This window comes from Tenacibaculum sp. IMCC1 (assembly GCF_054906355.1).
The window spans coordinates 785,642-807,854 of record NZ_CM142818.1 but is presented as its reverse complement, the minus strand read 5'-3'; the positions used below and the strand labels follow the sequence as shown (position 1 = coordinate 807,854).

The following is a 22,213-nucleotide window of genomic DNA, read 5'->3' as shown; positions in this document are numbered from 1 at the left end:
TTGTTAGGGATCGGAAAGTTAAGACAAGTGAAAAAATGAATCAAAATATGTATATTTGACACAATGGTGAATAGTGTTAAAATTATTGAATGTCCAAGGGACGCAATGCAAGGAATTAAAAGTCATTTTATTCCTACAGAGGCAAAGGCTAAGTATATTAATTCACTGTTAAAAGTAGGGTTTGACACTATTGATTTTGGAAGTTTTGTATCACCAAAGGCAATTCCGCAAATGAGAGATACAGCTGAAGTTTTATCGATGTTAGATTTATCTACTACTACAAGTAAACTTTTAGCAATTGTAGCAAATGTTCGAGGAGCAAATGATGCTTCACAATTTGAAGAAATAGATTATTTAGGATACCCTTTTTCAATATCAGAAAACTTTCAAATGCGGAACACGCACAAAACAATTGATCAATCTATAGATACCCTAAAAGAGGTATTAGCCATTGCTAATCGAACAAATAAAGAGGTCGTAGCTTATTTGTCAATGGGATTTGGAAATCCGTATGGAGATCCTTGGAGTGTCGAGATAGTTGGAGAATGGACCGAAAAACTTTCGTCGTTTGGTGTTAAAATATTATCTTTGTCAGATACAATTGGAAGCTCAACACCTGAAGATATAGATTATTTATTCTCAAATCTAATACCAAGTTACCCTCAAATAGAATTTGGAGCTCATTTACATACTACACCAGTTAAGTGGCACGAAAAAGTTGATAGTGCATTTAAGGCAGGTTGTCGACGTTTTGATGGAGCTATTAAAGGGTATGGGGGGTGTCCAATGGCTAAAGATGATTTAACAGGTAATATGCCTACGGAGAAATTGTTATCTTACTTTACATCAAATAAAGTAATAACTAATATAAAACCAATGAGTTTTGAAAGTGCATATAATAAAGCCCTAGAAGTTTTTTAAAAAAATGATGAAATTAAATATTGTTTTTCTTTTTTTCTTTATTTCAGCTTTTTCTCAATCTGTTGATAGTGAAAGAATAGGAGTATGGGACGTGAAAGGCAATAAAATAATTAAAAATCATTCTGTAAGTGATGAATTAGCTTCTTATTATTGGAGTGAGTTTAATAGAATTTTTCCAAAAGAGCTCACTCAAAAATATATAAAGCGTATTGTTTTAATGACAGATGGGGTTGATGAAAAAACAGGAGCTTTAGTAGCTTTGAGTTCAAAAAATGATAAATGGCAATTAGAAATTGATATTAGAGATGTAAACTTTGAAACTAAAGATAAAAGAAGATTACACGAGTCTGTTTATACCTTAGTTCATGAGTTTGGACATTTGTTAACACTTAATAGAACTCAAATAAGGCCAACGAATAAAAGAAAGCAAGAAGAAGGAGAGTTATATTTAACTCATGAGGGAGAGGCTTATAAAGATAGTTATATTAACAGGTTTGTTAATATTTTTTGGAAAGGAGCCCTTTTAAACCGTTGGGATGTTATTCAACGAAAATACTGTTATACAGAGGCAAATTGTGTAGAAAAACTATATGATTTATATTTAAATAACAGAACAGAGTTTCTTACAGACTATGCAGCAGAAAGTCCAGAAGAAGACATCGTAGAAAGCTGGACAGCTTTTGTGTTAAGGCCTAAAATAAAGAAGCCTAGAACTATAGCACATAAAAAAATAAATTTCTTTTATCAATTCCCTGAATTGGTAGAATACAGAAAAATGATTAGGCAAAACACACGTCAATATCTTCACTAAATTTGTAAATTTGATTTCTTTATCAAAGTAAAATCAAATGAAACAAGTTAGAATTCTTATAGTATTTCCCATAATCTTATTGTTTATAGTTAGTTGTAATTTAAATAAAAAAACAGCTAATGCTTCTACAAACAAATATCAGTTTACAAAAGATGCCGATAAAACGTACTTTACAATACTTCAGTTAAATGATGTTTATGAAATAGCGCCAATACAAGGAGATAAATATGGCGGAATGGCACGGGTGGAAACCGTACACCAAGACTTACTTAAAGAAAATGAACAAACAATGTTAGTGTTGGCAGGAGATTTTTTATCACCTTCTTTGCTTGGAACAATGAAGTATAATGGAGAACGAGTAAGAGGAAAACAAATGGTAGAAGTTATGAATGCTATGAATTTTGATTTAGTTGCTTTTGGTAATCATGAATTCGATTTAAGTTACACACACTTACAAGCGAGATTAAACGAGAGTAAATTTGAATGGATTTCTGCTAATGTTTTGCATAACATAGATGGTAAACACTCGTATTTTCATAAAATAATTGATGGAGAAAAACATAGTTTAAAAGATTCTTATATAAAAGAATTTGTAAATCCAGATGGTACAAAATTAAAGGTAGGTTTTATAAGTGTTTGTATACCTTCCAACCCTAAGAGTTATGTATATTATGGAGATATGTACGAAGAAATAAAGCGGGCATATAATGAGATTAAAGATAATGTTGATATAGTTATTGGGTTAACCCATGCTTCGTTAACTCAAGACAAAGAAATAGCAAAACTATTACCTAATGTACCTTTAATAATGGGCGGACATGAGCATACCAATAGTTATGATAAAGTAGGAGAGGTAGTAATTACCAAAGCAGATGCAAATGCTAAAACGGTCTATATTCATAGATTTGAATATGATCCAGCAACTAAGAAAACTCAATTTAAGTCAGAGTTAAAAGAGATTAACGATTCGATAATTTCAAATAAAAAAGTAAAAGCTGTAGTTGATAAATGGCAGGTTGTTTTACAAAGTAAAATTCAAGAAGTAGTTTCTAATCCTTATGAAGTTATATATACAGCTAAAGAACCTCTTGATGCAAGAGAAAGTACTATTAGAAGTGTTCAAACAAATATGGGTAAGATTATAGCTGAGTCTATGAGTTTAGCATACAATAACGAAGTTGACTGTGCATTAGTAAACGGAGGTTCTGTTAGGATAGATGATGTACTATCAGGAGATATAAATGCCGTTGATATTTTCAGAGTTTTGCCTTATGGAGGTGAAGTTTTAAAAGTGGAAATCAAAGGAAGTCTATTAAAAGAAGTGTTGGACTTTGGAGAAGCTGCTTCAGGAACAGGTGCCTACTTACAACGATTTAATGCTAAGAAAGAAAAAGGAGAATGGGTGTTTAAAAATGGTAAACTTCAAGAAGATAAAACCTATACAGTTGCTTTTTCAGATTATTTATTAAGAGGTCTTGATATACCTATACTTTCAAATAAAAGTAAAGATGTAATACATATTTATAAACCAAAAAAAGATGAAATGGCTTATGATATCCGTAAAGCCGTTGTAAACCTTTTTGAAAAAAATAAATAGATTAATTTTACTTCATGTGTGACTAAGTAAAATATGTTAAAAATTATTTAAAATAAGTCTTAATAAGATTTGGTAAAATAAATTTCTTACATAAATTTGCCAGTAAATTTAATTAAAACTTAATCTAAATAAAATGAAAAGAGTATTTCTTTCAATGTTAGCTATATCAGCTCTAGTATTTACATCTTGTTCAGACGATAATGATAATGATGTAAAACCACCAGTGGAAGCTCCAGCTACCTACGCTTTTAATGGAAAAGATAATAAATCTAACGTTAGTTTTTCAGGACAAGTAGCACGTTTAAAAATGGCTAAAGAGTTAAAGGATGCACTTGGAGATAACGTTAAAACTCAGGCTCAGTTAGAAGAAATGTTTAAAGATGGTACAGGGTTTGAAGATGCATCATTAAACACTTCAGGAAAAAAACTTAGAGGTACAGTGGCTTCAGCTACAAACTCTAATGTGGATGCTGTTGAAACAGATGAGTTAAGACTGAAAATGGATGGATGGATTAAAGATCATGCAACAGAGGTATATGCTAATTGGAATACAGATGCTGCTGCTGGTACAGCAGGAAAATTAACTACAGGTAGTAGAGAAGTTCATGTAAGTGCTAAAGGAGTTGAGTATAATCAAGCAGTAGCTAAAACATTAATAGGTTCTGTGATTGCAGATCAAATGATAAACAAGTATGTTTCTCAAAAATTTATTGATGATAATAAAGCAGATCATGAAGCAGGAAAACCATACAAAGGAGATGATACCAAAAATTATACAGCTTTACAACATGGTTGGGATGAAGCTTATGGGTATTTATTTGGTTTAGAAGAAGATCCTGCAAAACCAGTTAATTCTTTAGACGACAGAAAAGGCTTCCTAAACTCATATATTAAAAGTGTTGATAATGATAGTAAGTTTAAAGGAATTTTTGATGATGTTTATAATGCATTCAAATTAGGAAGAGCAGCAGTAGATGCTAATGATTATGAATTAGCAAGCAAGCAAGCTGAAACTATTAGAGCATCAGTATCTAAAGTAATAGGGGTTATGGCTGCACATTACCTATTAAAAGGAAAAGGAGCTAAAGATGCAAATAGTTTACATGCATTATCAGAAGCATACGGTTTTTTACAATCTTTAAGATTTGTTGAAATTAATGGACAACAAGTTGAAAAAAACCAAATAGCAGGAACTATCGCAATGTTAGAAGCTGATAATGGTTTATGGTCTATTACAGACGATCAATTAGACCAAATTGCATCTAGATTAGGAACCTATTTTGGATTCACAACAGAAGATGTAGTTAGTTTAAACGATTAAAACCATTAAATTAAGATAAATTAAAATAGCCATGTATAGTTACATGGCTATTTTTTTTTATTTTTGCTTGTTTATTTAGATTAATAAAAAATTAATTAAGACAAAATGAAAAAAATCGTATACATATGTGTACTTTCTTTAATCGTTGCATGTAGCTCAAGTAGTAGCGATAATCCTAGTACATCAAACCCAGATGATTTTAATAGAAAAGAGATGTTGACTTTTTGGGCTGATCAAATGATTATTCCAGGATACAATGATTTTGTAGAGAAAACACAATTATTAAACGAAGCAATAAATAAATTTACAACAACAGTAAGCACAGCTAATTTAGTTGAAGCAAGAACTGCTTGGAAAAATGCTTACGTAACTTGGCAAAAAGTTTCTTTATATCAAGTAGGTAAGGCTCAAGAGATAAACATGGTTGGTTATATGAACACAATACCAACTAACGCTACTCAATTAGATGATTATGCTAAGTCAGGGACTTATAACCTAGAATCACCTAATTTAATAAGTGTACAAGGTTTTCCTGCTTTAGACTATTTACTTAACGGGAAAGGGACTGATGAGGAAACTGTAACTTTTTACACAACAGCAGAAAATGCAGCTAAGTATAAACAATACTTAAAAGATGTAAGTAACAGAGTTTATAATTTATCTAAAGAAGTTAAGGATGATTGGAACGGAGGTTACAAGCAAACTTTTATTGAAAATGATGGATATTCAATATCAAGTAGTGTAGATAAATTAGTAAACTTTTATGTTGTAGCTTTTTTTGAAAAACAATTAAGAGACCCTAAAATAGCCAATCCATCAGGAGCAAGAACAGGTATACCAGATGTAACCTTGGTTGAAGGATTTTATAAAAAAGACATTTCTAAAGAATTATTTATAACCGCATTAACAGCAACAAAAAACTTTTATAAAGGAATAGGTTATAATGGAAATAATGGTAAAAGTTTACAGCAATATCTTGAATTTCTAAAAAGAAAAGATTTAGCAGATTTAATAAACACAAACTTTACAAATTTAGAAGATAAGGCAAGTTTATTAAAAGATGATTTTACAGATCAAATTCAAAATGACAAAAACGTGTTTTTAAATACTTATGAGGCTATGCAAACAGTATTAAAAAACTTTAAACCAGATATGATGAGTGCTATGAGTATTAAAAATACTTCGAGCGACGCTGATAATGATTAATACATTACAAAAATATTTCAAAAAAAATACGGAAGCTGCTCCACTTGCAGTATTTCGTATTTTTTTTGGTTTTATGATGTTTTGTAGCATACTACGTTTTTGGCTAAACGGATGGATAGAGGAACAGTACATAAAGCCGAATTTTTTCTTTTCATACTACGGATTTGAGTATATAAAACCATTAGGTAACTACACTTATTTATTATTTTTAATTTGTGCAATAGCTGCACTATTTATAATGTTAGGTTATAAATATAGAGCAGCAGCAATTACTTTTTTTTTAAGCTTTACCTACATAGAATTAATGGATAAAAGCTATTATTTAAACCATTATTACTTTGTAAGTTTAGTAGCATTTATTCTAATTTTTTTACCAGCAAATGCTTATTTTTCTGTAGATGCAAAACAAAACGAGAAAATAGCCTATCAAAAAATACCTAATTGGATTATAGATGCTATAAAGTTACTATTAGGTATTGTATATTTTTATGCAGGATTAGCAAAACTAAATTCTGATTGGTTGTTTAGAGCATCACCATTAAATATATGGTTACCCGTACAAAACAATTTACCGTTAGTAGGTTTTTTAATGGCTAAAACATGGTTTCACTTTGCTATGAGCTGGGCAGGAGCCATATACGATTTAACAATACCTTTCTTATTATTAAATAAACGAACACGCACAATAGCGTTTATTGCAGTAATTATATTTCATGTATTTACAAGAATACTATTTTCAATAGGAATGTTCCCTTATATAATGATTGTCTCAACCATTATATTTTTCAATCCAAAAGTACATCATAGAATACTAAATATCATAGCAGCCATATTTAGAATTTCTAAGAATTATTTCGATCAGGGAAAAACCTTAGTAACTACTCAAAAACTAACATTAACAAGAAAATTTTTAATATTATTTTTTATACTGCAAATAATTATTCCTTTTAGGTATTTGTTGTACCCAGGAGAATTATTTTGGACTGAAGAAGGATACCGTTTTTCTTGGCGTGTTATGTTAACAGAAAAAGCAGGCTATGCAGAGTTTAAGATAATTGATGAAGAAACAAAAAAGCAAGTATATATTGATAATAGCGACTATTTAACAACGTTACAAGAAAAACAAATGAGTTTTCAATCAGATTTTATACTTGAATTTGCTCATTTTTTAGGAGACACCTACAAGAAAAAAGGAATGAAAAACCCTAAAGTATATGTAGATAGTTATGTAACATTAAACGGTCGACTTAGCACACAATTTATAGATCCAAAAGTAGATTTATACCAACAAAAAGAAAGTTTTAAACATAAAAATTGGATTATACCATTTAATCATGAAATCAAAATTAAAGGCCTGTAGCATTATTTTTACCTTATTTTTAGCTGTGCAAACAGTAGTAGCACAATATACCATTTCAGGAAAAATAATTGATGAAAAAGGAAACCCTATTAATAATGTTGAAGTTTTTGATGCTTCAGGCGGAAAGTTAGTAATATCAGATGCTCAAGGAAATTATAAAACCAAACCATTGCAATCAGGAAACTACTCATTGGTATTCTTTTCTTACAATTTCGAAATAAAAGAACATGCACTAACTATTACAAATAAAAATATTGTAGAAAACATAACACTTTTAAAGTTAGATGAAGAATTATCAGAAGTAATTATCAATCAAAGACTAAGAAAAGTGTTTAGTTTAAAAAGATTAAAAGCAGTAGAAGGAACTGCCATTTACGAAGGAAAAAAAACAGAGGTAGTTTTATTAGACCAAACAGTAGGAAACAAAGCAGCTAATAACGCACGCCAAATATACAGTCAAGTAGTTGGACTCAATATTTACGAAAATGATGATGCAGGATTACAGTTAAATATTGGAGGTAGAGGCTTGGATCCTAACAGAACATCAAACTTTAATACACGACAAAACGGTTACGACATTAGTGCAGATGTATTAGGGTATCCAGAAAGTTATTACACACCACCAGCAGAAGCCTTACAAGAAATACAAATTGTTAGAGGAGCTGCATCATTACAATACGGAACACAATTTGGAGGCTTATTAAATTTTAAATTTAATGAACCTAATAAGAGTAAAGAATTTGAGTTCATAACAAGACAATCTACAGGATCTTTCGGTCTTTTCAATTCTTTTAACAGTGTTGGAGGTACAGTTGATAAAACAGGTTATTACGGGTACATAAATTATAAACGAGGAGATGGTTTTAGACCAAATTCAGAATTTAATTCAATAAATATTTATGGTCATGTAGATCATAAACTATCAGAAAAAACAACTTTAACAGTAGAAGCAACATATTTAAATTATTTAGCTAAACAAGCAGGAGGGTTAAATGATAAAATGTTTAATGAAGATCCTTTTCAAAGTAACAGATCAAGAAATTGGTTTCGTGTAAACTGGAATTTGTGGACGGTAAAACTAGACCATAATTTTACAGAAGACACACGCCTAAGTGTTAACTTATTTGGGTTAAATGCTTCGAGAAAAGCCATAGGGTTTAGAGGAAATTATAAATCAAGTAATGTAAGTCCTATAACGTATGTAGATGAACCTTTTGCAGATGGAAATTATGCTACGAGAGATTTAATTAACGGGCAATATAAAAACTGGGGAACAGAAATTCGCTTTTTATCAAACTATGATTTTAGAGGGCAAAAGAATACTTATTTACTAGGTGTAAAATATTACAAAGCAAATAATTCAGAAGAACAAGGAGCAGGATCTAATGGTGTAGATGCAAACTTTACATTTGCAGATGTAGATGCCTATGCCTCATCTAATTTTAAATTTCCCAATACGAACGTAGCATTATTTGGAGAACATATTTTTAAACTATCAGATAAATTTTCAATAACTCCTGGATTTAGATTAGAATACATAAAAACTGGAAGTAACGGAGATTATAAAACAGTATTGTGGAATAATGAAGATTTACAAAACGGAGTGCCGTTACCTAACGGAATTAATACGTTTAGAGACGATAGAACAAAAGAAAGAAGCTTTGCTTTATTTGGTATTGGAGCAAGTTATAAACCCTCGACAAAGTTAGAAATTTATGCAAATGCTTCTCAAAACTACCGTTCAGTAACCTTTAATGACATCCGTACGGTAAGTCCTACTTTTAAAGTAGATGAAAACATAGATGATGAAGAAGGAGGCACAGCAGATATTGGAATAAGAGGAAAAATTAAAAACATAGTAACCTACGACCTAAGCGGATTTGGACTATTTTACAACAAAAGAATCGGAATTTTTTGGGTAAGTAGCGGACCCGATGCAGGAGATAGGTTAAGAACTAATGTAGGAGACGCTTTTATTTATGGTTTTGAAGGTTTTACAGATGTTAGTTTGGCAAATGCATTTAAACTGTCATCAAACTACGTGCTAAATACCTATGTAAACCTAGCGTTAACACAATCAGAATATACAGATTCATTAGAAAAATCAGTAATAGGAAATCAAGTAGAGTTTATACCGAACCTAAACTTAAAAACAGGAGTGAAGTTTGGATATAAAAACTTTTTAAGTAGCTTACAGTTAACGCATTTGTCTGAGCAACAAACAGATGCTACACATGCAACAGTAGATAGCACACATCCTAGTTACGGAACAATAGGCCCTATACCAGCATATACAATTGTAGATGCTTCTTTTTCATATTCGTATAAAAAGTGGAAGCTAGAAACAGGAGTTAACAACCTGTTAGACGAAAAATACTTTACACGTAGGGCAACAGGATATCCGGGACCAGGTATTATACCATCATCTCCAAGAAATTGGTATGTAACATTACAGTTCAAAATTTAAAATAAAGGGAGATACTTAGTTTTCTCCCTTTTTTAGTTAGTTACATGGTATTAGTACCATAGTTTCATTGTGTTTATAACGGTTTTCTCTTACTGTAAATAATATTTACTTTCCCAATAGGAATATGAGAAATTTCACAAAAGATAAATTTCTCTATAACCTCTATAAAATAGTAACAAACTATTTTTTCTTTTCTTTTTATAATTGTAAATTTAGCCAATAACCAAATTAAAATTATAAAAACATGGGAAACCCAGTAAACGTTAACGGAGTTACATTAACATTAAAAGATTTTAAAAAATTTGATACAAATATTAGTGTTGATAATGTACCTACAGGCCCTTTAGTAAACATGTCTAGAGATGAATCAGGAAACAGTACAACTCCTAACACCGTAACGGTTTTAGCTTACTTACCAGACAATATATTAAACCCAGTAGATAATACAAACGGATTACAACTACAAGGAAACGAAATCTATTTAAATTATTATGGAGTTACACCAACTAGAATCTTAAACAAAGAAGGAGGATACGATACTGTAAGTTGTAGGGACTTTAGAGTAGAGTTTAATTGCGATGAAGTAGCAAGCCAATACGATTTATATTATGTACAGTTTGCTTATCAATTAGATGAAGGAACTCCTTCTGTTGATATGATTTTAGTACGTAGTGAAAATGATGACCCTAGAACAGATAGAGGAACGGTAACTACGCCTGCTGAATCTGATTAATTATTTATGAGGAGTATATTTATTGTTTTTTTATTTATAATCAAAACATCTTTTTCTCAAGCGCAAGATTATAAAATTTTTGATATTAATAACTTTCATAAACAAGGAAATGTGTTTTACGAAAGCTCGAGTAATGAGCCATTAAAAAAAGCTTTCTTTTTTTTTAAAGAAAGAGAGTATGATTCGAGCTATACTTACAGTGGTAAAGCTTTGCTTTTGTCGTTGAGTAATAAAGAAAAAGATTTTATGAATTATATTCAAGGAAGCTCAGCAATTAGGAAAAAATTGTTTAAAAAAGCATTATTAAGTATTAATTCGGTATCCAAAGAAGGAAGTTTAGAGTATTTAAAGTATCATAAATTAGGAAGAATATTTTTGAGCTTAAAAGATTATAATAAAGCAATAGAAAATTATTCTTATTGGGATGGTCTTGACTTAAGTATTAGAAGCCCTTTAGAAAAAATTGCTTTTCATAATTTAGGTTTATCTTATGTACATAAAAAAGAATACTCAAAGGCGAAAGAATATTTTTCAAAAGAACTTTCTTTAATTGAACAAAAAGATACGGCTGCTGTTATAAGAGCCAAAATGGATTTAGCTAATGTTTATTATAATCAATATTTAGATGATGAAGCGATTCCGTTATTTAAAGAAGCTTATGATTTAGCAAAGTTGTATTCTGATTTAGAGCTTAAGCAAAATGCTTCTGAAAATATGGCATATGTTGAGAAGAATAGGAAAAGATATAAAGAAAGTGTTAATCATTTTATAGAAACTATTAAATGGAAAGATTCTATTTGGAATCGTGATAAAATATGGGAGCTCACAGAAAAAGACAAGCAATTAGCCGTAGCACAGAAGCAACAAGAAATAGCTTTACAAGATGAACAACTAAAGCGTCAAGCAGTAGTGCAAAAGAGTTTGGTAATAGGAACTTCAGGTTTATTAGTTTTTCTCGGGTTTTTAGGTTATTTTTATAGAGAGTTAAGAAGTAAAAATAGGTTTATAACTCAGCAAAAGGAGGAGTTAAATGTAGCTAACAAAACGAAAGACTATTTATTTTCTGTAGTGTCTCACGATTTACGTTCACCAATTAATACAATTAAACGACAACACGAAAAGTTAAAACGACAGTTAAAAAACAAAGAATACGATGCGGTAAGTGAAACGACCAACAACGCTATTGCGTTAACTGAAAGCACGAGTCATTTATTAAACAACGTATTGCATTGGTCGTTAGAGCAAAACAATCAGTTATCGTTTAAAGCAGAAGAATATCCTTTAAAACCGTTGGTAGAACAGGCTGTTTATAACTTTGAAGAAATTGCAGAAGCTAAAAACATTGCACTAACGACAAAGTTAGAAGCTACTATTTTAGTAAAAGCAGACAAAGAGTCCTTAAAAATAGTATTGAGAAATTTGTTAGATAATGCACTAAAATACACAGGAGAAAACGGTGAAATAGCAATAAAGACCTATAATGACTCTGAAGAATTTAGTACAATTGAAATTAAAGACACAGGTTTTGGAATTTCAGAAGAAAAACTAGCAAAAATTAAAGGATTAGAAGATTTAAGTATTGACAAAATTAACAGATCTGAGGGCGTAGGGCTAGGTATGTTACTATGTCAAACACTTATTAAAAAGAATAATGGAAAATTACTCATAGATAGTGAGTTGGAAGTGGGGACAACTATACGAATTTTGTTACCCAACGCAAGCGCATAAATTATGAAAAAACTACAATTACTATTGCTAGAAGACTTAGAAGAAGAAGCTTTAGAACTTTCTTCTTTTTTAGAAGATAATGATTATGAGGTATCATTAGCAAAAAATGCGGTAGAAGCAGAAAAGTTAATTAGAAATCGCTTTTTTGATGTTATTATTTTAGACATTATGATAAACGGAAGACCAGACGGAATTTCGTTAGCACACCGTTTGAATAAAGAAGGGATTAATGTGCCTTTTTTATTCCTAACAAGTATGCAAGGAAGAGAAATTTTTGATGAAGCAAAACTAACCAATCCGTTAGTGTATCTTCTAAAACCATATAACAAACTAGAATTGTTATTTTCTTTAGAATTGGCAATTGAGTCGTGTTATCAACAAAACAACAGTATTAGTTTAGCATCAAACAATGGTGTAATAAGTCCGTCTTTTTTATTTATAAAGAAGAAAAGAAGCGTGGTTAAAGTAGATGTAGCTGCTATTAATTATGTAGAAGTAAAAGAAAAATACTGTAGCTTAATTTGTGACTCAGGAAATTATCTAATAAAGTTATCGCTAACCAAGCTAAAAGACATGCTATCTAATCCAGATTTTAGACAAGTGCATAGAAATTACTTAGTTAACGTAAAGAAAATCAAAGAAATTTACTTTGAAGATAATCTTATTGTCTTAGATAATGATGAAAAAATACTCTTTAGTGAGCGTTACAAAACAGCATTTATAAAAGACAATACAATTTTTAGGTAGTTATACCACTTTAGAAACTAAACTTATAACAAAGCCAAAGCCATTTTCAATATTAGAAATAGCTTTGGCTTTTTCATTATTACTAATAGTAGCATCATCAATAAGTTTAAGTGTTTTTATGGCGTTTGCATTGGTAATTTTACTTTCCTTAATAAAAGCATCCACTTCGCTAAGCTTTAGGTTTGTTAAACTAGCCAATTGTTTGTTAAACTCAGCATCAGTTTGTGAAGCAGCTTCTTTAGCTATATTGTTCCAGTCTATAGAGTTCATAATCGTTATTTTTCAGAAATTACTTTTTCAATGGTTATCAATTTATTTAGGGCACTTCCAGTTTTATCAATACCCTGATTAATGGTGTTTTCAACCTTTTTTATATTAATTTTATCACCTGTAAGTTGATCTATTGCCGACAAAGCGTCACTTTCTGTAGTTTTTATGTTTACAGCAGAGTTAATTAAGTTTTGAAGCGAAGTAGTAGCTTTACTATAATCGCTATAATTAGAGTTTAGTTGGTTTAAAATATCTTGTCTTTGTAAATCTAATACACTTTGAAGCGAATCTTTTTTATGATTAATAATAGGAACAATACTATTTAGAATATTAGGTAGTTCTTTTTTATAATCTAAAGAATCAGGTAATAAACTCTCAAATTTTTTTAGTAACGTAGGGGTGTACTTATTTTCAATAAATAAATTGATTTTTTCTTTTCGCTCATCAAAAAGCCTGTTGATTAAAGACACATTTAAAGCATGCATATTATCAGCCTCTTTAATAACTTCTTTAGTAAGCGTTACAGTAGAGCTAGGAATACTAGCACAAGAAAGAAGTAAAAAACTAAAAATAGATACGTAAAAATACTTCATAAGTGTAATTTTAAAATTAAAAAGAGGTTGCTATAATATAGAGCTAAGTTTGGTTAGTATGTTGTAAGCTCTATTATAATCACTTAACGGTGCAACCTCTTTTATTTTTAGTAATAGTTATTTATTGGGTTTAGGTACAATAAAAATAGATTTAACCCTATCTATAATGCCTTGTAATATGCTAAAAATAGCTTCTGAAGAAAACCCACCAATCAGTGCTAAAACACCTTTATTAAAAAGGTTGATGTCTTCAGGGCTTTTAGTGTAAAATGAAATAATTTCCGACATAATTAGTCCAGCAATAATACCAAGTACTATCTGTGCTAAATAAGAAATAGACTCTTCAGAAACCATGGTTGATTCTCTAATAGAATCGCTAACTCTTTTCAATAAATAAAAAATAACTCCTAAACCAGCAACAGATGCTAAGTAGGAGAGGTTTAAAAGGAGTGGTAATCCAGAGTTATTCATTAAACCTTTATCTAATGAGTTATTATTTACATCAGGAGAAAGCGCAGTAACAATAAATAAAAGTAAAAAGAAAAGAGCTAAAAAAATAAGGTTCCTTACCACAGGAAGCTTACTAAAAATCGATTTGTTTTGTCCTTCTTCACGCAGTGCTTTAGTGTATTCTATCGATTTTGGCGTTGCAGGAGCAATGTTTTTAACAAGAATATTATGCGCATTTATCAAGTCGTTTAAACCCTTACTTTCAATGAGAGAATTGACTTCTGTATTAATAGTAATACCATTGTAAATAGCATACGATAGCATGTTGTTAATTTCAGTAATTAATTCTTTAAATACCTTAGGATAAACATCGGTAGTGTTAACTACTTTCTTGGTATCTTTTATGAGGGTACTGTTCTCCATTAGTTGTAGGTTTATGAATAGGAATAGGGTAAACACATACTAAAATTAAGAATGATATAGAAAAGAATGAGCAGAGAAACCTTGAGCGTATAAAAGTTGATTATTAGCGTTATTGATAGAAGGGTAAAGCAATAAACAAAAGATAAAATATAAAGCGATTTACTTAACTTAAAATTAAAGGTAGTTTTTGCATTATTTGTAGTATATTTGCATGCAATTAATTAACAACACACTAAATTGATTGCATATGCAAGCTCATCAAGCTAAAATATTAGGAGAAGGATTAACGTACGACGACGTTTTATTAGTTCCTGCCTACTCAGAAGTACTTCCAAGAGAAGTTTCAATCCAAACAAAATTTACAAGAAACATAACAATCAATGTTCCAATAGTATCAGCAGCTATGGATACGGTAACCGAATCTGCTATGGCAATTGCTATTGCAAGAGAAGGAGGAATAGGAGTGTTACATAAAAATATGACAATTGAGCAACAAGCTCAAGAAGTTCGTAAAGTAAAACGCGCAGAAAGCGGAATGATAATCGATCCGATTACTTTGTCGTTAAGTGCAATCGTTTTAGATGCTAAACAAGCAATGCGTGAGCATAAAATTGGAGGTATTCCAATTGTTGATGAAGCAGGAAAATTAATAGGAATTGTAACGAATCGTGATTTGCGTTTCGAAAAAAATAACGAGCGTCCTATTGTTGAAGTTATGACCTCTGAAAACTTAGTAACTGTTGCAGAAGGAACTTCTTTAAAAGATGCTGAAGTTATCTTGCAAGAAAACAAAATAGAAAAGTTACCTGTTGTTAATGACGATGATAAGCTAGTAGGATTAATTACTTTTAGAGATATTACAAAGCTTACACAAAAACCAATAGCTAATAAAGACTCATATGGACGTTTACGAGTAGCTGCAGCGTTAGGTGTAACGCACGATGCAGTTGATAGAGCAGAAGCCTTAGTAAATGCAGGGGTAGATGCTGTGATTATTGATACAGCTCACGGACATACCAAAGGAGTGGTTTCTGTATTAAAAGAAGTAAAAGCTAAATTCCCTGAATTAGATGTTGTTGTAGGGAACATTGCAACACCAGAAGCAGCTAAATATTTAGTAGAAGCTGGAGCAGATGCAGTAAAAGTAGGAATAGGACCAGGATCTATTTGTACAACTCGTGTAGTTGCAGGTGTAGGATTCCCACAATTTTCAGCAGTATTAGAAGTAGCAGCTGCTATTAAAGGAAGTGGAGTTCCTGTAATTGCTGATGGAGGTATTCGTTATACAGGTGATATTCCAAAAGCTGTTGCGGCTGGAGCAGACTGTGTAATGTTAGGATCATTGTTAGCAGGAACCAAAGAATCTCCGGGAGAAACTATTATTTACGAAGGAAGAAAATTCAAATCGTACCGTGGAATGGGATCTGTTGAAGCAATGAAACAAGGATCAAAAGACCGTTACTTCCAAGATGTAGAGGATGATATTAAAAAGTTAGTTCCAGAAGGAATTGTAGGACGTGTAGCTTACAAAGGAGAATTACAAGAAAGTATTCACCAATTTGTAGGAGGTTTACGTGCAGGAATGGGATACTGTGGAGCAAAAGATATTGAAACATTAAAAAATACGGGAAGATTTATTCGTATTACTGCAAGTGGAATTAACGAAAGTCATCCACACGATGTTGCTATTACTAAAGAAGCACCTAACTATAGTAGACGATAAAATATAAAGTTATTATTACCTTAATTAAGGTAAAGGTAAAAGCTGTTAATTTAAATATTAACAGCTTTTTTTATTTTAGCGGAAAAATTTATTTATATGAGAAAAGTAATTTTATCAGTAGCACTTTTATTAGCAAGTGGAGTCTTCACATCTTGTACAGATGTATCCGAAGATAATATTCAAGAACAAGAAAAATTAGAAATTCAAAATACAGGCGGGGAAAATGATCATGACCCTGATGAAGAGGATGATGAAGTGTCAATAAAAGGTGGAAAAGAAAGTATTGATACGGGAGGTGAAGAGGATCCAATAGATGAAGAAGAGGAAGATCCTAATCCACCAAAAACACAAAAACTTAGAAGTACTGATACAGGAGGAGAAACCGACCAAGATCCTGATCCAGAAGAAGATCCAACTTTAAAAGAAGCTCTACTAAAGGCGGGACTGAAAAACATTGATACGGGAGGTGAAGAAGACCCTATAGAGGATGATGATGATCTATAATATAGGGAACTAAAAACAGAATATTTAAATAAAAACACTTTTGAATTTAATTCAAAAGCGTTTTTTTATTCATTTAATAAGCCTTCATCTTTCAGAATAGTTCTTGTTATGGGGGCTAATTCCTTCAAAGTTTCAGGGTGAATGCCTCTAGCTGTAAAAAACTCTCGTTTACCATCTTTATTACTTCCATACCAAAAATTTTCCTTACCGTTTGTAAAAAACTCCATATCCTTAGTAAGTGTTACTTTTTTAAAACGATCAATATCTATATGGTAGGTTGTATTATCTATTGAATTAAGATAATAACAAGGGACTTCTTTATATTGGTCTTTTTCCCAAACAATGCAATTACTTTTTTCAAACAAAATATCTTTATAAAAAATAAATACAGAAACTAAAAGAATGGCACCAATTAAAATTGGTGCTTTCTTTTTTAAGAAAGTAGTTGAAACTCCTAATTTATTTTTTCCTTTTACTTTTTTACCAGTTAAGTTAATTTCTTCACTTATTGAAAAAGGTTTTACAGGATCTATAGTAATACTCTCCTTATAGTTTTCAAAGTCCTCAAAACCCAAATATTCAGCCATTACATCTTTTACAAAAAGATCGGGAACTCCAACAGGGATATTCTCTTCTTTTTCTACATATTTTTTATGCAATCTACTAATTGTTTGTACACTTACATGATTAAATATATCATGCCTTCTTTCTAGTAGTTCTTGTACAAAAAACACAGCTTTTCCATTTCGACTATCAATTCCTTCATCTGTCTCAATCTTTTTAAAAAAATCAACAATTAGTTTTTCAATCATGGTTAATCAATTATTAGACAAGTTGCGGTCAAAAGTAAAGTTGTTGTACAAAAATTGATTACGGTTATCCATAAACTAGACAAAAACCAATTGATCAAGTTTTGATAAAAGGTAAAACTTGGATTTTCAGAATCTTTGCAGTGGCACTGATCGAGAAATTAAAAAGAAAACAAATTGATTGGTTCTAATTAAAAGATGAAATATCGGTAGAATTTCTTAGGGGGAAGCTACTTAATAATACCGATGTTCATCTCTACTTCCCGCGAAAGAGGCGCGCGACTCTTTTAAAAATTCTACACCCAAACTCGGTGTAACTGTAGCTAAGCAAAGTGCTTGGACAGGATAAATATTATCAATTTTTAAAAGTAACAAAATGAACAAGGTTTTATTAATTATAACATTTTTAGTAACAAATGGATTATACACTATAAATACAAACTCAACTACTGTAGTACCACAAACCAATTCTACAGAGACAACGACAAGTGATACAGGGGGAGAAAATGATCAGGATCCAGATCCTGAACCAGAAGATTAAATAGAAATATTGCATTAGCATATTTTTTATATTTTAGAAGGATGAAATTGATTAAAGTTTTATCCTTCTTTTTTATTGTCTTATTAAGTATTTCATGTGAAATTAATAAAGAGCAAAAACTTGAAAAAGTTTTGGAAGAAAACAGTTACGAAAAAATAAAAAAAAAGAGCACTCATTATTCAAATCTTAACCAAAACGATAGTGCTATTTATTATATAAATAATTTTTTTGATAAAAATAAGCATTTAACACAAGAGCAACTAGGTAATTTATACTACAGGAAAGGATTTTATTATAAAAAGATGAAAAGAAATGATAGTGCTTATTATTATATTTCAAAATCATTAGAAGAGTATTTAAAAGTAGATGATAGTATAAAAATAGGGGAAAGATTATTTAGTATTGCTAAAATAGAATCTTATAAGGAATTACATTACAAAAGTGATTCCTCTTCTGTAGAAGCTTTAAAGTATTTGAAATCACAAAATTCTAATTTATTGCCTTCTATATATAACTGTTTGGGTATTAGTTATAATGAACAAAAAAAATATATTGGTTCGAATTACTGGTATGAGAAAGCAATAAAGCTAACACAGGATAGTGTAAAAAAAATAAGATATTTTAACAATATAGCAAACAACTATAGAGCAGTTGGGAAGTATGAGCTTTCATTAGATTATTATGATAAAGCATTTAAAAATACTTATTATGATAGTATTCCTATAAAACTGAGAGCTAAAATTATAGATAATGAAACATACACAAGATTTTTAGCTAGAAAAAAAATAGATGTTAGAAATTTTTTTAAAGCACAAAAGTTAAAGGAAAGTATAAAAGATAGTTTAGGACTGATAACTAATTATGCTTTTTTATCTGATTATTATACAAAAAAGGATAAAGAAAAAGCCAGAAATTATGCTAATAGAATGTACACTTTATCAAAGGGTATAAAAAGACCAAGTGATATGGTAGAAGCATTAGATAAAATAATTAGTTTAGAGGAGAATAGTGTTAAGACCAGAAAAAAATATTTGGAAAGAATTTATTTAAGTGATAGTATTCAGAAAGCAAAAAATAAATCAAAGAACCAATTCATAGCACATATATATAACTATGAAGAAGAAAAAAAACAAAAACTTGAAGCTAGAGCTGACCTTGCTGAATCAAACCTTAGTTTAGAACAACAAAAATCGCAAAAACAACTCTGGATTTTTGCAGTAGTTCTTACCATTCTATCCTCAATAGTCTATTTCTTTTACAAAAGAGAAAAAAATAAAAAAGAAAAAGCCATAGAAGTCTACAACACAGAAACCCGCTTAGCTAAAAAAATACATGATGAATTGGCAAACGATGTATACGCGGTAATGAATACACTACAAAATACATCAATAACAGATGAAAGATTACTCACAAGAGTAGAGAAAATATACGCACAAACCAGAGATATTTCTCACGAAAACAGTCCTGTACTCACAGGAGAGCACTTTGAGAGTTTCTTAAAGCAACTGTTTTTAGATTTTACGAACGATCGTTGTAAAGTAATCCATAAAGGATTACAAGAAGCAAACATAAACCAGTTAGCTAAAGAAAAACAAATAGTAGTATATAGAGCCTTACAAGAGCTCTTGGTAAACATGAAAAAATACAGCGAAGCAACTTTGGTGCTTATCACTTTTTCAGTAGAAAAAAATAAATTATCAATAGCGTATCAAGACAATGGAATAGGTGTAGAAAATCTCTCTGTAAAAAATGGTTTGCAAAATATGGAAATCCGTATTAAATCAGTAGGAGGGTTTATTACTTTTGAATCAAAGCAAGAAAAAGGATTTCAAGCAAAGTTTCAATTTAAAAAGTAGTTATGTTCAAAAAAGTATTGATAGCAGAAGATGCTGATTTTATGTCAAGCGGAATAAAAGTAGCCTTAGAAAACATGCAAATTCCTAATGTTGAATATGCACAATATTGCGATGAGGCTTTTTTAAAACTAAAAAAAGCATGGTTAGACAATGAGCCATTTGATTTATTAGTAAGCGATTTATCATTTAAAGACAATATACATGAGCAACGATTAGAATCAGGAGAAGATCTCATAGCCGAAGCAAAAAAACTACAGCCTACTTTAAAAACAGTCGTATTTTCTGTAGAAGATAAACCCTACCGAATTCAGCAATTATGTAATGAGTTAGCAGTGAATGCGTATGTATGGAAGTCTAACCACGGACAAAGAGAGCTAAAAAAAGCAGTACAAAGTGTGTTTAACGGTGAGTTTTTTATCACCCCACAATTAGCACATGCCTTACGAGATAAAGAAGCCTTCGAAGTTACAGACTACGACGTGTTTTTATTAAAACATTTAGCAGAAGGCTTAGATCAAAAAGAAATTAGCGAAGCATTAAAAAACAAAGATATAAAGCCCAGTAGTGTTAGTTCGGTAGAAAAGCGCTTAAAGCTATTAAAAGAAAACTTTAACGCCAATAACCCTACACAACTGATTGCCATCACCAAAGATTTTGGACTTATCTAAAATAAACCATTATTCTGAACGGTAGAAGGAATCTCATTCAAAAGAGAAAAACGATTTAGTCTGATAGTAATAAAAACAAAGCGGTTTAGATAAACATCCAAACCGCTTTTGTTTATAAGGTTATTCTACATGCGTAAAAACCTTAGCTACAATTTTCCATTCATTCTCTATTTTGTTTAGAGATAAATAGTCATAGTAATTATAACCCAACATAGGTACATGTAACTTTGCCATGGCAACTTTCCCTAAAATATCAACTCCTACAATTTTCATGTTAAAAGTTTCTTTTAAATCATTTGGACTTTGCCTGTTAGCAACCCCTTCAATATAATTTTCAGAACTTTTAAAATAGTCAACGCCTTTAATATCTCCATAAATAGGAGTATTGTTATGAAAGCATGATTGAAGTTTTTGAGTATCTCCATAAAAAATACCCTCAAAGTAGTTCGTTACTAAAAGTTCTATTGCTGTTATATTTTCTTTATACATCTTTTTTAGTTTTAAATGGCATGACCAACGGTGTGACCACCAGCCACATTCATAGTTTCACCTGTAACAAAATTTGAAAAAGCTAAATAGTAAGCAGCTTCAGCAATATCAGTTACCTCACCAATACGGTTTAACAAGTGTAACCCAGCTAAACTATCAGCGTCTTCAATACCTATTTTGCTTTGTAGCGGACTTCTAATAATACCTGGAGCAATAGTATTTACTTTAATATTATCATTACCAAACTCAGCAGCGAGTTGTCTGGTTAAGGTATGAATTGCACCTTTACTCATTAAAGGAGCAGTAGCAGGGAAACCAGCTATGGCATGATCTACTAAAACAGTTCCTATATTTATAATAGCTCCATTTTTTTGTGCTACCATACTCGGAATAACAGCTTGAGAAGTAAAATAAGTTCCTTTTAAATTCACATTCCAGTACAACTCTAAATCGCTTTCTTCAACCTCTAAAAAAGGTTTAGGAGCAAAAATTCCTGCATTATTAATCAGTACATCTATACTGCTGAATTTTTCTAAAGCTAAGGCTACTAATTGTTTACTTGTTTCTTGTTTACTAATGTCTCCAACAAGAAGCACAGCGTTTAACGGACTACCTAACTCTTTATAAGCTTTTTGTAGGTTTTCTTCATTAGAAGCATTCATTACTACATTGCATCCTTTTTCTATGAAAAGTTTAGCAATTTCTTTACCAATACCTGTTGAAGCTCCTGTAATAATTGCAGTTTTGTTTTTCATGAGTCTTATTTTTTAGTTCCTAAATATTGTTTACCATCGTGCCCCCAATTACCCATAGGAACTTCTTCAATAACAATATGGGTAGTTGCAGGATTTTTTTGGAGTACATCAACTAAAAGCTGCGTTGTTCCTTCAATAAGTTGACGTTTTTGTTCTTGGGTTACCTGTTCGTCGGTAACTTTAATGTTTACAAAAGGCATAATAATATGTTTTAAAATTATGCTACAAAGTTGCAGTGGAC

The 22,213-nt window shown here is 30.8% G+C and carries 22 protein-coding genes; 15 read left to right on the top strand and 7 right to left on the bottom strand.

The features are described 5' to 3' along the window. Positions 1–63: 63 nt before the first annotated feature. From ACXIHB_RS03720 to ACXIHB_RS03675, 10 genes are all read left to right on the top strand, one after another. On the top strand, positions 64–921 hold the full coding sequence (locus ACXIHB_RS03720) for a hydroxymethylglutaryl-CoA lyase (protein WP_159490927.1): 858 nt from the start codon (positions 64–66) through the stop codon (positions 919–921). Between the two features lie 4 nt (positions 922–925). Beyond that, on the top strand, positions 926–1,732 hold the full coding sequence (locus ACXIHB_RS03715; RefSeq protein ID WP_047789503.1) for a hypothetical protein: 807 nt from the start codon (positions 926–928) through the stop codon (positions 1,730–1,732). Positions 1,733–1,769: 37 nt separating this feature from the next. Next, the gene (locus ACXIHB_RS03710; RefSeq protein ID WP_462098944.1) at positions 1,770–3,329 is read left to right on the top strand and encodes a bifunctional metallophosphatase/5'-nucleotidase; all 1,560 of its coding nucleotides are present in this window, start codon (positions 1,770–1,772) and stop codon (positions 3,327–3,329) included. 133 nt (positions 3,330–3,462) lie between these two features. After that, positions 3,463–4,650, top strand: a complete 1,188-nt coding sequence (locus tag ACXIHB_RS03705) for a DUF4856 domain-containing protein (protein ID WP_462098943.1) — start codon at positions 3,463–3,465, stop codon at positions 4,648–4,650. A 105-nt stretch (positions 4,651–4,755) separates the two neighbouring features. Continuing rightward, positions 4,756–5,856 carry an imelysin family protein gene (locus ACXIHB_RS03700; protein WP_073182954.1) on the top strand — a complete coding sequence of 367 codons (1,101 nt, stop codon included), beginning with the start codon at positions 4,756–4,758 and terminating at the stop codon, positions 5,854–5,856. Beyond that, positions 5,849–7,216 (top strand): HTTM domain-containing protein, encoded by a 1,368-nt coding sequence (locus tag ACXIHB_RS03695; protein ID WP_462098942.1) that lies wholly within the window; start codon positions 5,849–5,851, stop codon positions 7,214–7,216. The genes ACXIHB_RS03700 and ACXIHB_RS03695 overlap by 8 nt, the downstream gene beginning before the upstream one ends. Then, positions 7,191–9,683 carry a TonB-dependent receptor domain-containing protein gene (locus ACXIHB_RS03690; RefSeq protein ID WP_462098941.1) on the top strand — a complete coding sequence of 831 codons (2,493 nt, stop codon included), beginning with the start codon at positions 7,191–7,193 and terminating at the stop codon, positions 9,681–9,683. Before ACXIHB_RS03695 ends, ACXIHB_RS03690 begins: the two co-directional genes overlap by 26 nt. 244 nt (positions 9,684–9,927) lie before the next feature. Beyond that, on the top strand, positions 9,928–10,416 hold the full coding sequence (locus ACXIHB_RS03685; protein ID WP_462098940.1) for a hypothetical protein: 489 nt from the start codon (positions 9,928–9,930) through the stop codon (positions 10,414–10,416). Between the two features lie 6 nt (positions 10,417–10,422). Next, complete coding sequence (locus ACXIHB_RS03680) at positions 10,423–12,144, top strand: tetratricopeptide repeat-containing sensor histidine kinase (protein ID WP_462098939.1); 1,722 nt, start codon at positions 10,423–10,425, stop codon at positions 12,142–12,144. A 3-nt stretch (positions 12,145–12,147) separates the two neighbouring features. Further along, entirely contained in the window at positions 12,148–12,891 is a 744-nt protein-coding gene (locus ACXIHB_RS03675; protein WP_073182943.1) for a LytR/AlgR family response regulator transcription factor, read from the top strand. On the opposite strand, the gene ACXIHB_RS03670 is transcribed toward ACXIHB_RS03675, so the two are convergent. The 3 genes from ACXIHB_RS03670 to ACXIHB_RS03660 all read right to left on the bottom strand — a co-directional run bounded on the left by ACXIHB_RS03670 (position 12,892) and on the right by ACXIHB_RS03660 (position 14,627). Next, positions 12,892–13,161 carry a hypothetical protein gene (locus ACXIHB_RS03670; RefSeq protein WP_047789511.1) on the bottom strand — a complete coding sequence of 90 codons (270 nt, stop codon included), beginning with the start codon at positions 13,159–13,161 and terminating at the stop codon, positions 12,892–12,894. Between the two features lie 5 nt (positions 13,162–13,166). Next, positions 13,167–13,754 carry a hypothetical protein gene (locus tag ACXIHB_RS03665; RefSeq protein WP_462098938.1) on the bottom strand — a complete coding sequence of 196 codons (588 nt, stop codon included), beginning with the start codon at positions 13,752–13,754 and terminating at the stop codon, positions 13,167–13,169. Positions 13,755–13,871: 117 nt separating this feature from the next. Continuing rightward, entirely contained in the window at positions 13,872–14,627 is a 756-nt protein-coding gene (locus ACXIHB_RS03660; RefSeq protein ID WP_053056702.1) for a hypothetical protein, read from the bottom strand. A 247-nt stretch (positions 14,628–14,874) separates the two neighbouring features. On the opposite strand from ACXIHB_RS03660, the gene guaB reads away from it, so the two are divergent. Both guaB and ACXIHB_RS03650 read left to right on the top strand, forming a co-directional pair. Then, positions 14,875–16,350 carry an IMP dehydrogenase gene (gene guaB / locus ACXIHB_RS03655; RefSeq protein ID WP_462098937.1) on the top strand — a complete coding sequence of 492 codons (1,476 nt, stop codon included), beginning with the start codon at positions 14,875–14,877 and terminating at the stop codon, positions 16,348–16,350. A 96-nt stretch (positions 16,351–16,446) separates the two neighbouring features. Then, complete coding sequence (locus ACXIHB_RS03650) at positions 16,447–16,854, top strand: hypothetical protein (RefSeq protein ID WP_462098936.1); 408 nt, start codon at positions 16,447–16,449, stop codon at positions 16,852–16,854. Between the two features lie 65 nt (positions 16,855–16,919). Here ACXIHB_RS03650 and ACXIHB_RS03645 read toward each other — a convergent pair whose 3' ends face one another. Beyond that, complete coding sequence (locus ACXIHB_RS03645) at positions 16,920–17,666, bottom strand: hypothetical protein (protein WP_462098935.1); 747 nt, start codon at positions 17,664–17,666, stop codon at positions 16,920–16,922. Between the two features lie 373 nt (positions 17,667–18,039). Between ACXIHB_RS03645 and ACXIHB_RS03640 the strand changes: the two genes are divergently transcribed. Genes ACXIHB_RS03640 through ACXIHB_RS03630 form a run of 3 tightly spaced genes read left to right on the top strand, consistent with a single transcriptional unit; the run spans position 18,040 to position 20,728 of the window. Then, positions 18,040–18,204, top strand: coding sequence for a hypothetical protein (locus ACXIHB_RS03640; protein ID WP_173360366.1), 165 nt, complete (start codon positions 18,040–18,042; stop codon positions 18,202–18,204). 41 nt (positions 18,205–18,245) lie between these two features. Continuing rightward, positions 18,246–20,060, top strand: coding sequence for a tetratricopeptide repeat-containing sensor histidine kinase (locus ACXIHB_RS03635; RefSeq protein ID WP_462098934.1), 1,815 nt, complete (start codon positions 18,246–18,248; stop codon positions 20,058–20,060). Positions 20,061–20,062: 2 nt separating this feature from the next. Next, positions 20,063–20,728 (top strand): response regulator transcription factor, encoded by a 666-nt coding sequence (locus ACXIHB_RS03630; RefSeq protein ID WP_125067305.1) that lies wholly within the window; start codon positions 20,063–20,065, stop codon positions 20,726–20,728. Positions 20,729–20,848: 120 nt separating this feature from the next. On the opposite strand, the gene ACXIHB_RS03625 is transcribed toward ACXIHB_RS03630, so the two are convergent. Genes ACXIHB_RS03625 through ACXIHB_RS03615 form a run of 3 tightly spaced genes read right to left on the bottom strand, consistent with a single transcriptional unit; the run spans position 20,849 to position 22,172 of the window. Then, the gene (locus ACXIHB_RS03625; RefSeq protein WP_462098933.1) at positions 20,849–21,217 is read right to left on the bottom strand and encodes a nuclear transport factor 2 family protein; all 369 of its coding nucleotides are present in this window, start codon (positions 21,215–21,217) and stop codon (positions 20,849–20,851) included. An 11-nt stretch (positions 21,218–21,228) separates the two neighbouring features. After that, the gene (locus ACXIHB_RS03620) at positions 21,229–21,972 is read right to left on the bottom strand and encodes an SDR family NAD(P)-dependent oxidoreductase (RefSeq protein WP_462098932.1); all 744 of its coding nucleotides are present in this window, start codon (positions 21,970–21,972) and stop codon (positions 21,229–21,231) included. 5 nt (positions 21,973–21,977) lie between these two features. Beyond that, positions 21,978–22,172, bottom strand: a complete 195-nt coding sequence (locus tag ACXIHB_RS03615) for a tautomerase family protein (RefSeq protein ID WP_073183706.1) — start codon at positions 22,170–22,172, stop codon at positions 21,978–21,980. Positions 22,173–22,213 lie beyond the last annotated feature (41 nt).

What these genes read in the sequence shown, in the direction of transcription:
- ACXIHB_RS03630 (WP_125067305.1), top strand. Translation starts at nt 20,063, where the DNA reads ATGTTCAAAAAAGTATTGATAGCAGAAGATGCTGATTTTATGTCAAGC.
- ACXIHB_RS03615 (WP_073183706.1), bottom strand. Translation starts at nt 22,172, where the DNA reads ATGCCTTTTGTAAACATTAAAGTTACCGACGAACAGGTAACCCAAGAA.
- ACXIHB_RS03695 (WP_462098942.1), top strand. Translation starts at nt 5,849, where the DNA reads ATGATTAATACATTACAAAAATATTTCAAAAAAAATACGGAAGCTGCT.
- ACXIHB_RS03670 (WP_047789511.1), bottom strand. Translation starts at nt 13,161, where the DNA reads ATGAACTCTATAGACTGGAACAATATAGCTAAAGAAGCTGCTTCACAA.
- ACXIHB_RS03625 (WP_462098933.1), bottom strand. Translation starts at nt 21,217, where the DNA reads ATGTATAAAGAAAATATAACAGCAATAGAACTTTTAGTAACGAACTAC.
- ACXIHB_RS03650 (WP_462098936.1), top strand. Translation starts at nt 16,447, where the DNA reads ATGAGAAAAGTAATTTTATCAGTAGCACTTTTATTAGCAAGTGGAGTC.
- ACXIHB_RS03635 (WP_462098934.1), top strand. Translation starts at nt 18,246, where the DNA reads ATGAAATTGATTAAAGTTTTATCCTTCTTTTTTATTGTCTTATTAAGT.
- ACXIHB_RS03700 (WP_073182954.1), top strand. Translation starts at nt 4,756, where the DNA reads ATGAAAAAAATCGTATACATATGTGTACTTTCTTTAATCGTTGCATGT.
- ACXIHB_RS03705 (WP_462098943.1), top strand. Translation starts at nt 3,463, where the DNA reads ATGAAAAGAGTATTTCTTTCAATGTTAGCTATATCAGCTCTAGTATTT.
- ACXIHB_RS03685 (WP_462098940.1), top strand. Translation starts at nt 9,928, where the DNA reads ATGGGAAACCCAGTAAACGTTAACGGAGTTACATTAACATTAAAAGAT.
- ACXIHB_RS03690 (WP_462098941.1), top strand. Translation starts at nt 7,191, where the DNA reads ATGAAATCAAAATTAAAGGCCTGTAGCATTATTTTTACCTTATTTTTA.
- ACXIHB_RS03620 (WP_462098932.1), bottom strand. Translation starts at nt 21,972, where the DNA reads ATGAAAAACAAAACTGCAATTATTACAGGAGCTTCAACAGGTATTGGT.
- ACXIHB_RS03720 (WP_159490927.1), top strand. Translation starts at nt 64, where the DNA reads ATGGTGAATAGTGTTAAAATTATTGAATGTCCAAGGGACGCAATGCAA.
- ACXIHB_RS03710 (WP_462098944.1), top strand. Translation starts at nt 1,770, where the DNA reads ATGAAACAAGTTAGAATTCTTATAGTATTTCCCATAATCTTATTGTTT.
- ACXIHB_RS03665 (WP_462098938.1), bottom strand. Translation starts at nt 13,754, where the DNA reads ATGAAGTATTTTTACGTATCTATTTTTAGTTTTTTACTTCTTTCTTGT.
- ACXIHB_RS03675 (WP_073182943.1), top strand. Translation starts at nt 12,148, where the DNA reads ATGAAAAAACTACAATTACTATTGCTAGAAGACTTAGAAGAAGAAGCT.
- ACXIHB_RS03645 (WP_462098935.1), bottom strand. Translation starts at nt 17,666, where the DNA reads ATGATTGAAAAACTAATTGTTGATTTTTTTAAAAAGATTGAGACAGAT.
- ACXIHB_RS03680 (WP_462098939.1), top strand. Translation starts at nt 10,423, where the DNA reads ATGAGGAGTATATTTATTGTTTTTTTATTTATAATCAAAACATCTTTT.
- ACXIHB_RS03640 (WP_173360366.1), top strand. Translation starts at nt 18,040, where the DNA reads ATGAACAAGGTTTTATTAATTATAACATTTTTAGTAACAAATGGATTA.
- ACXIHB_RS03660 (WP_053056702.1), bottom strand. Translation starts at nt 14,627, where the DNA reads ATGGAGAACAGTACCCTCATAAAAGATACCAAGAAAGTAGTTAACACT.
- ACXIHB_RS03715 (WP_047789503.1), top strand. Translation starts at nt 926, where the DNA reads ATGATGAAATTAAATATTGTTTTTCTTTTTTTCTTTATTTCAGCTTTT.
- guaB (WP_462098937.1), top strand. Translation starts at nt 14,875, where the DNA reads ATGCAAGCTCATCAAGCTAAAATATTAGGAGAAGGATTAACGTACGAC.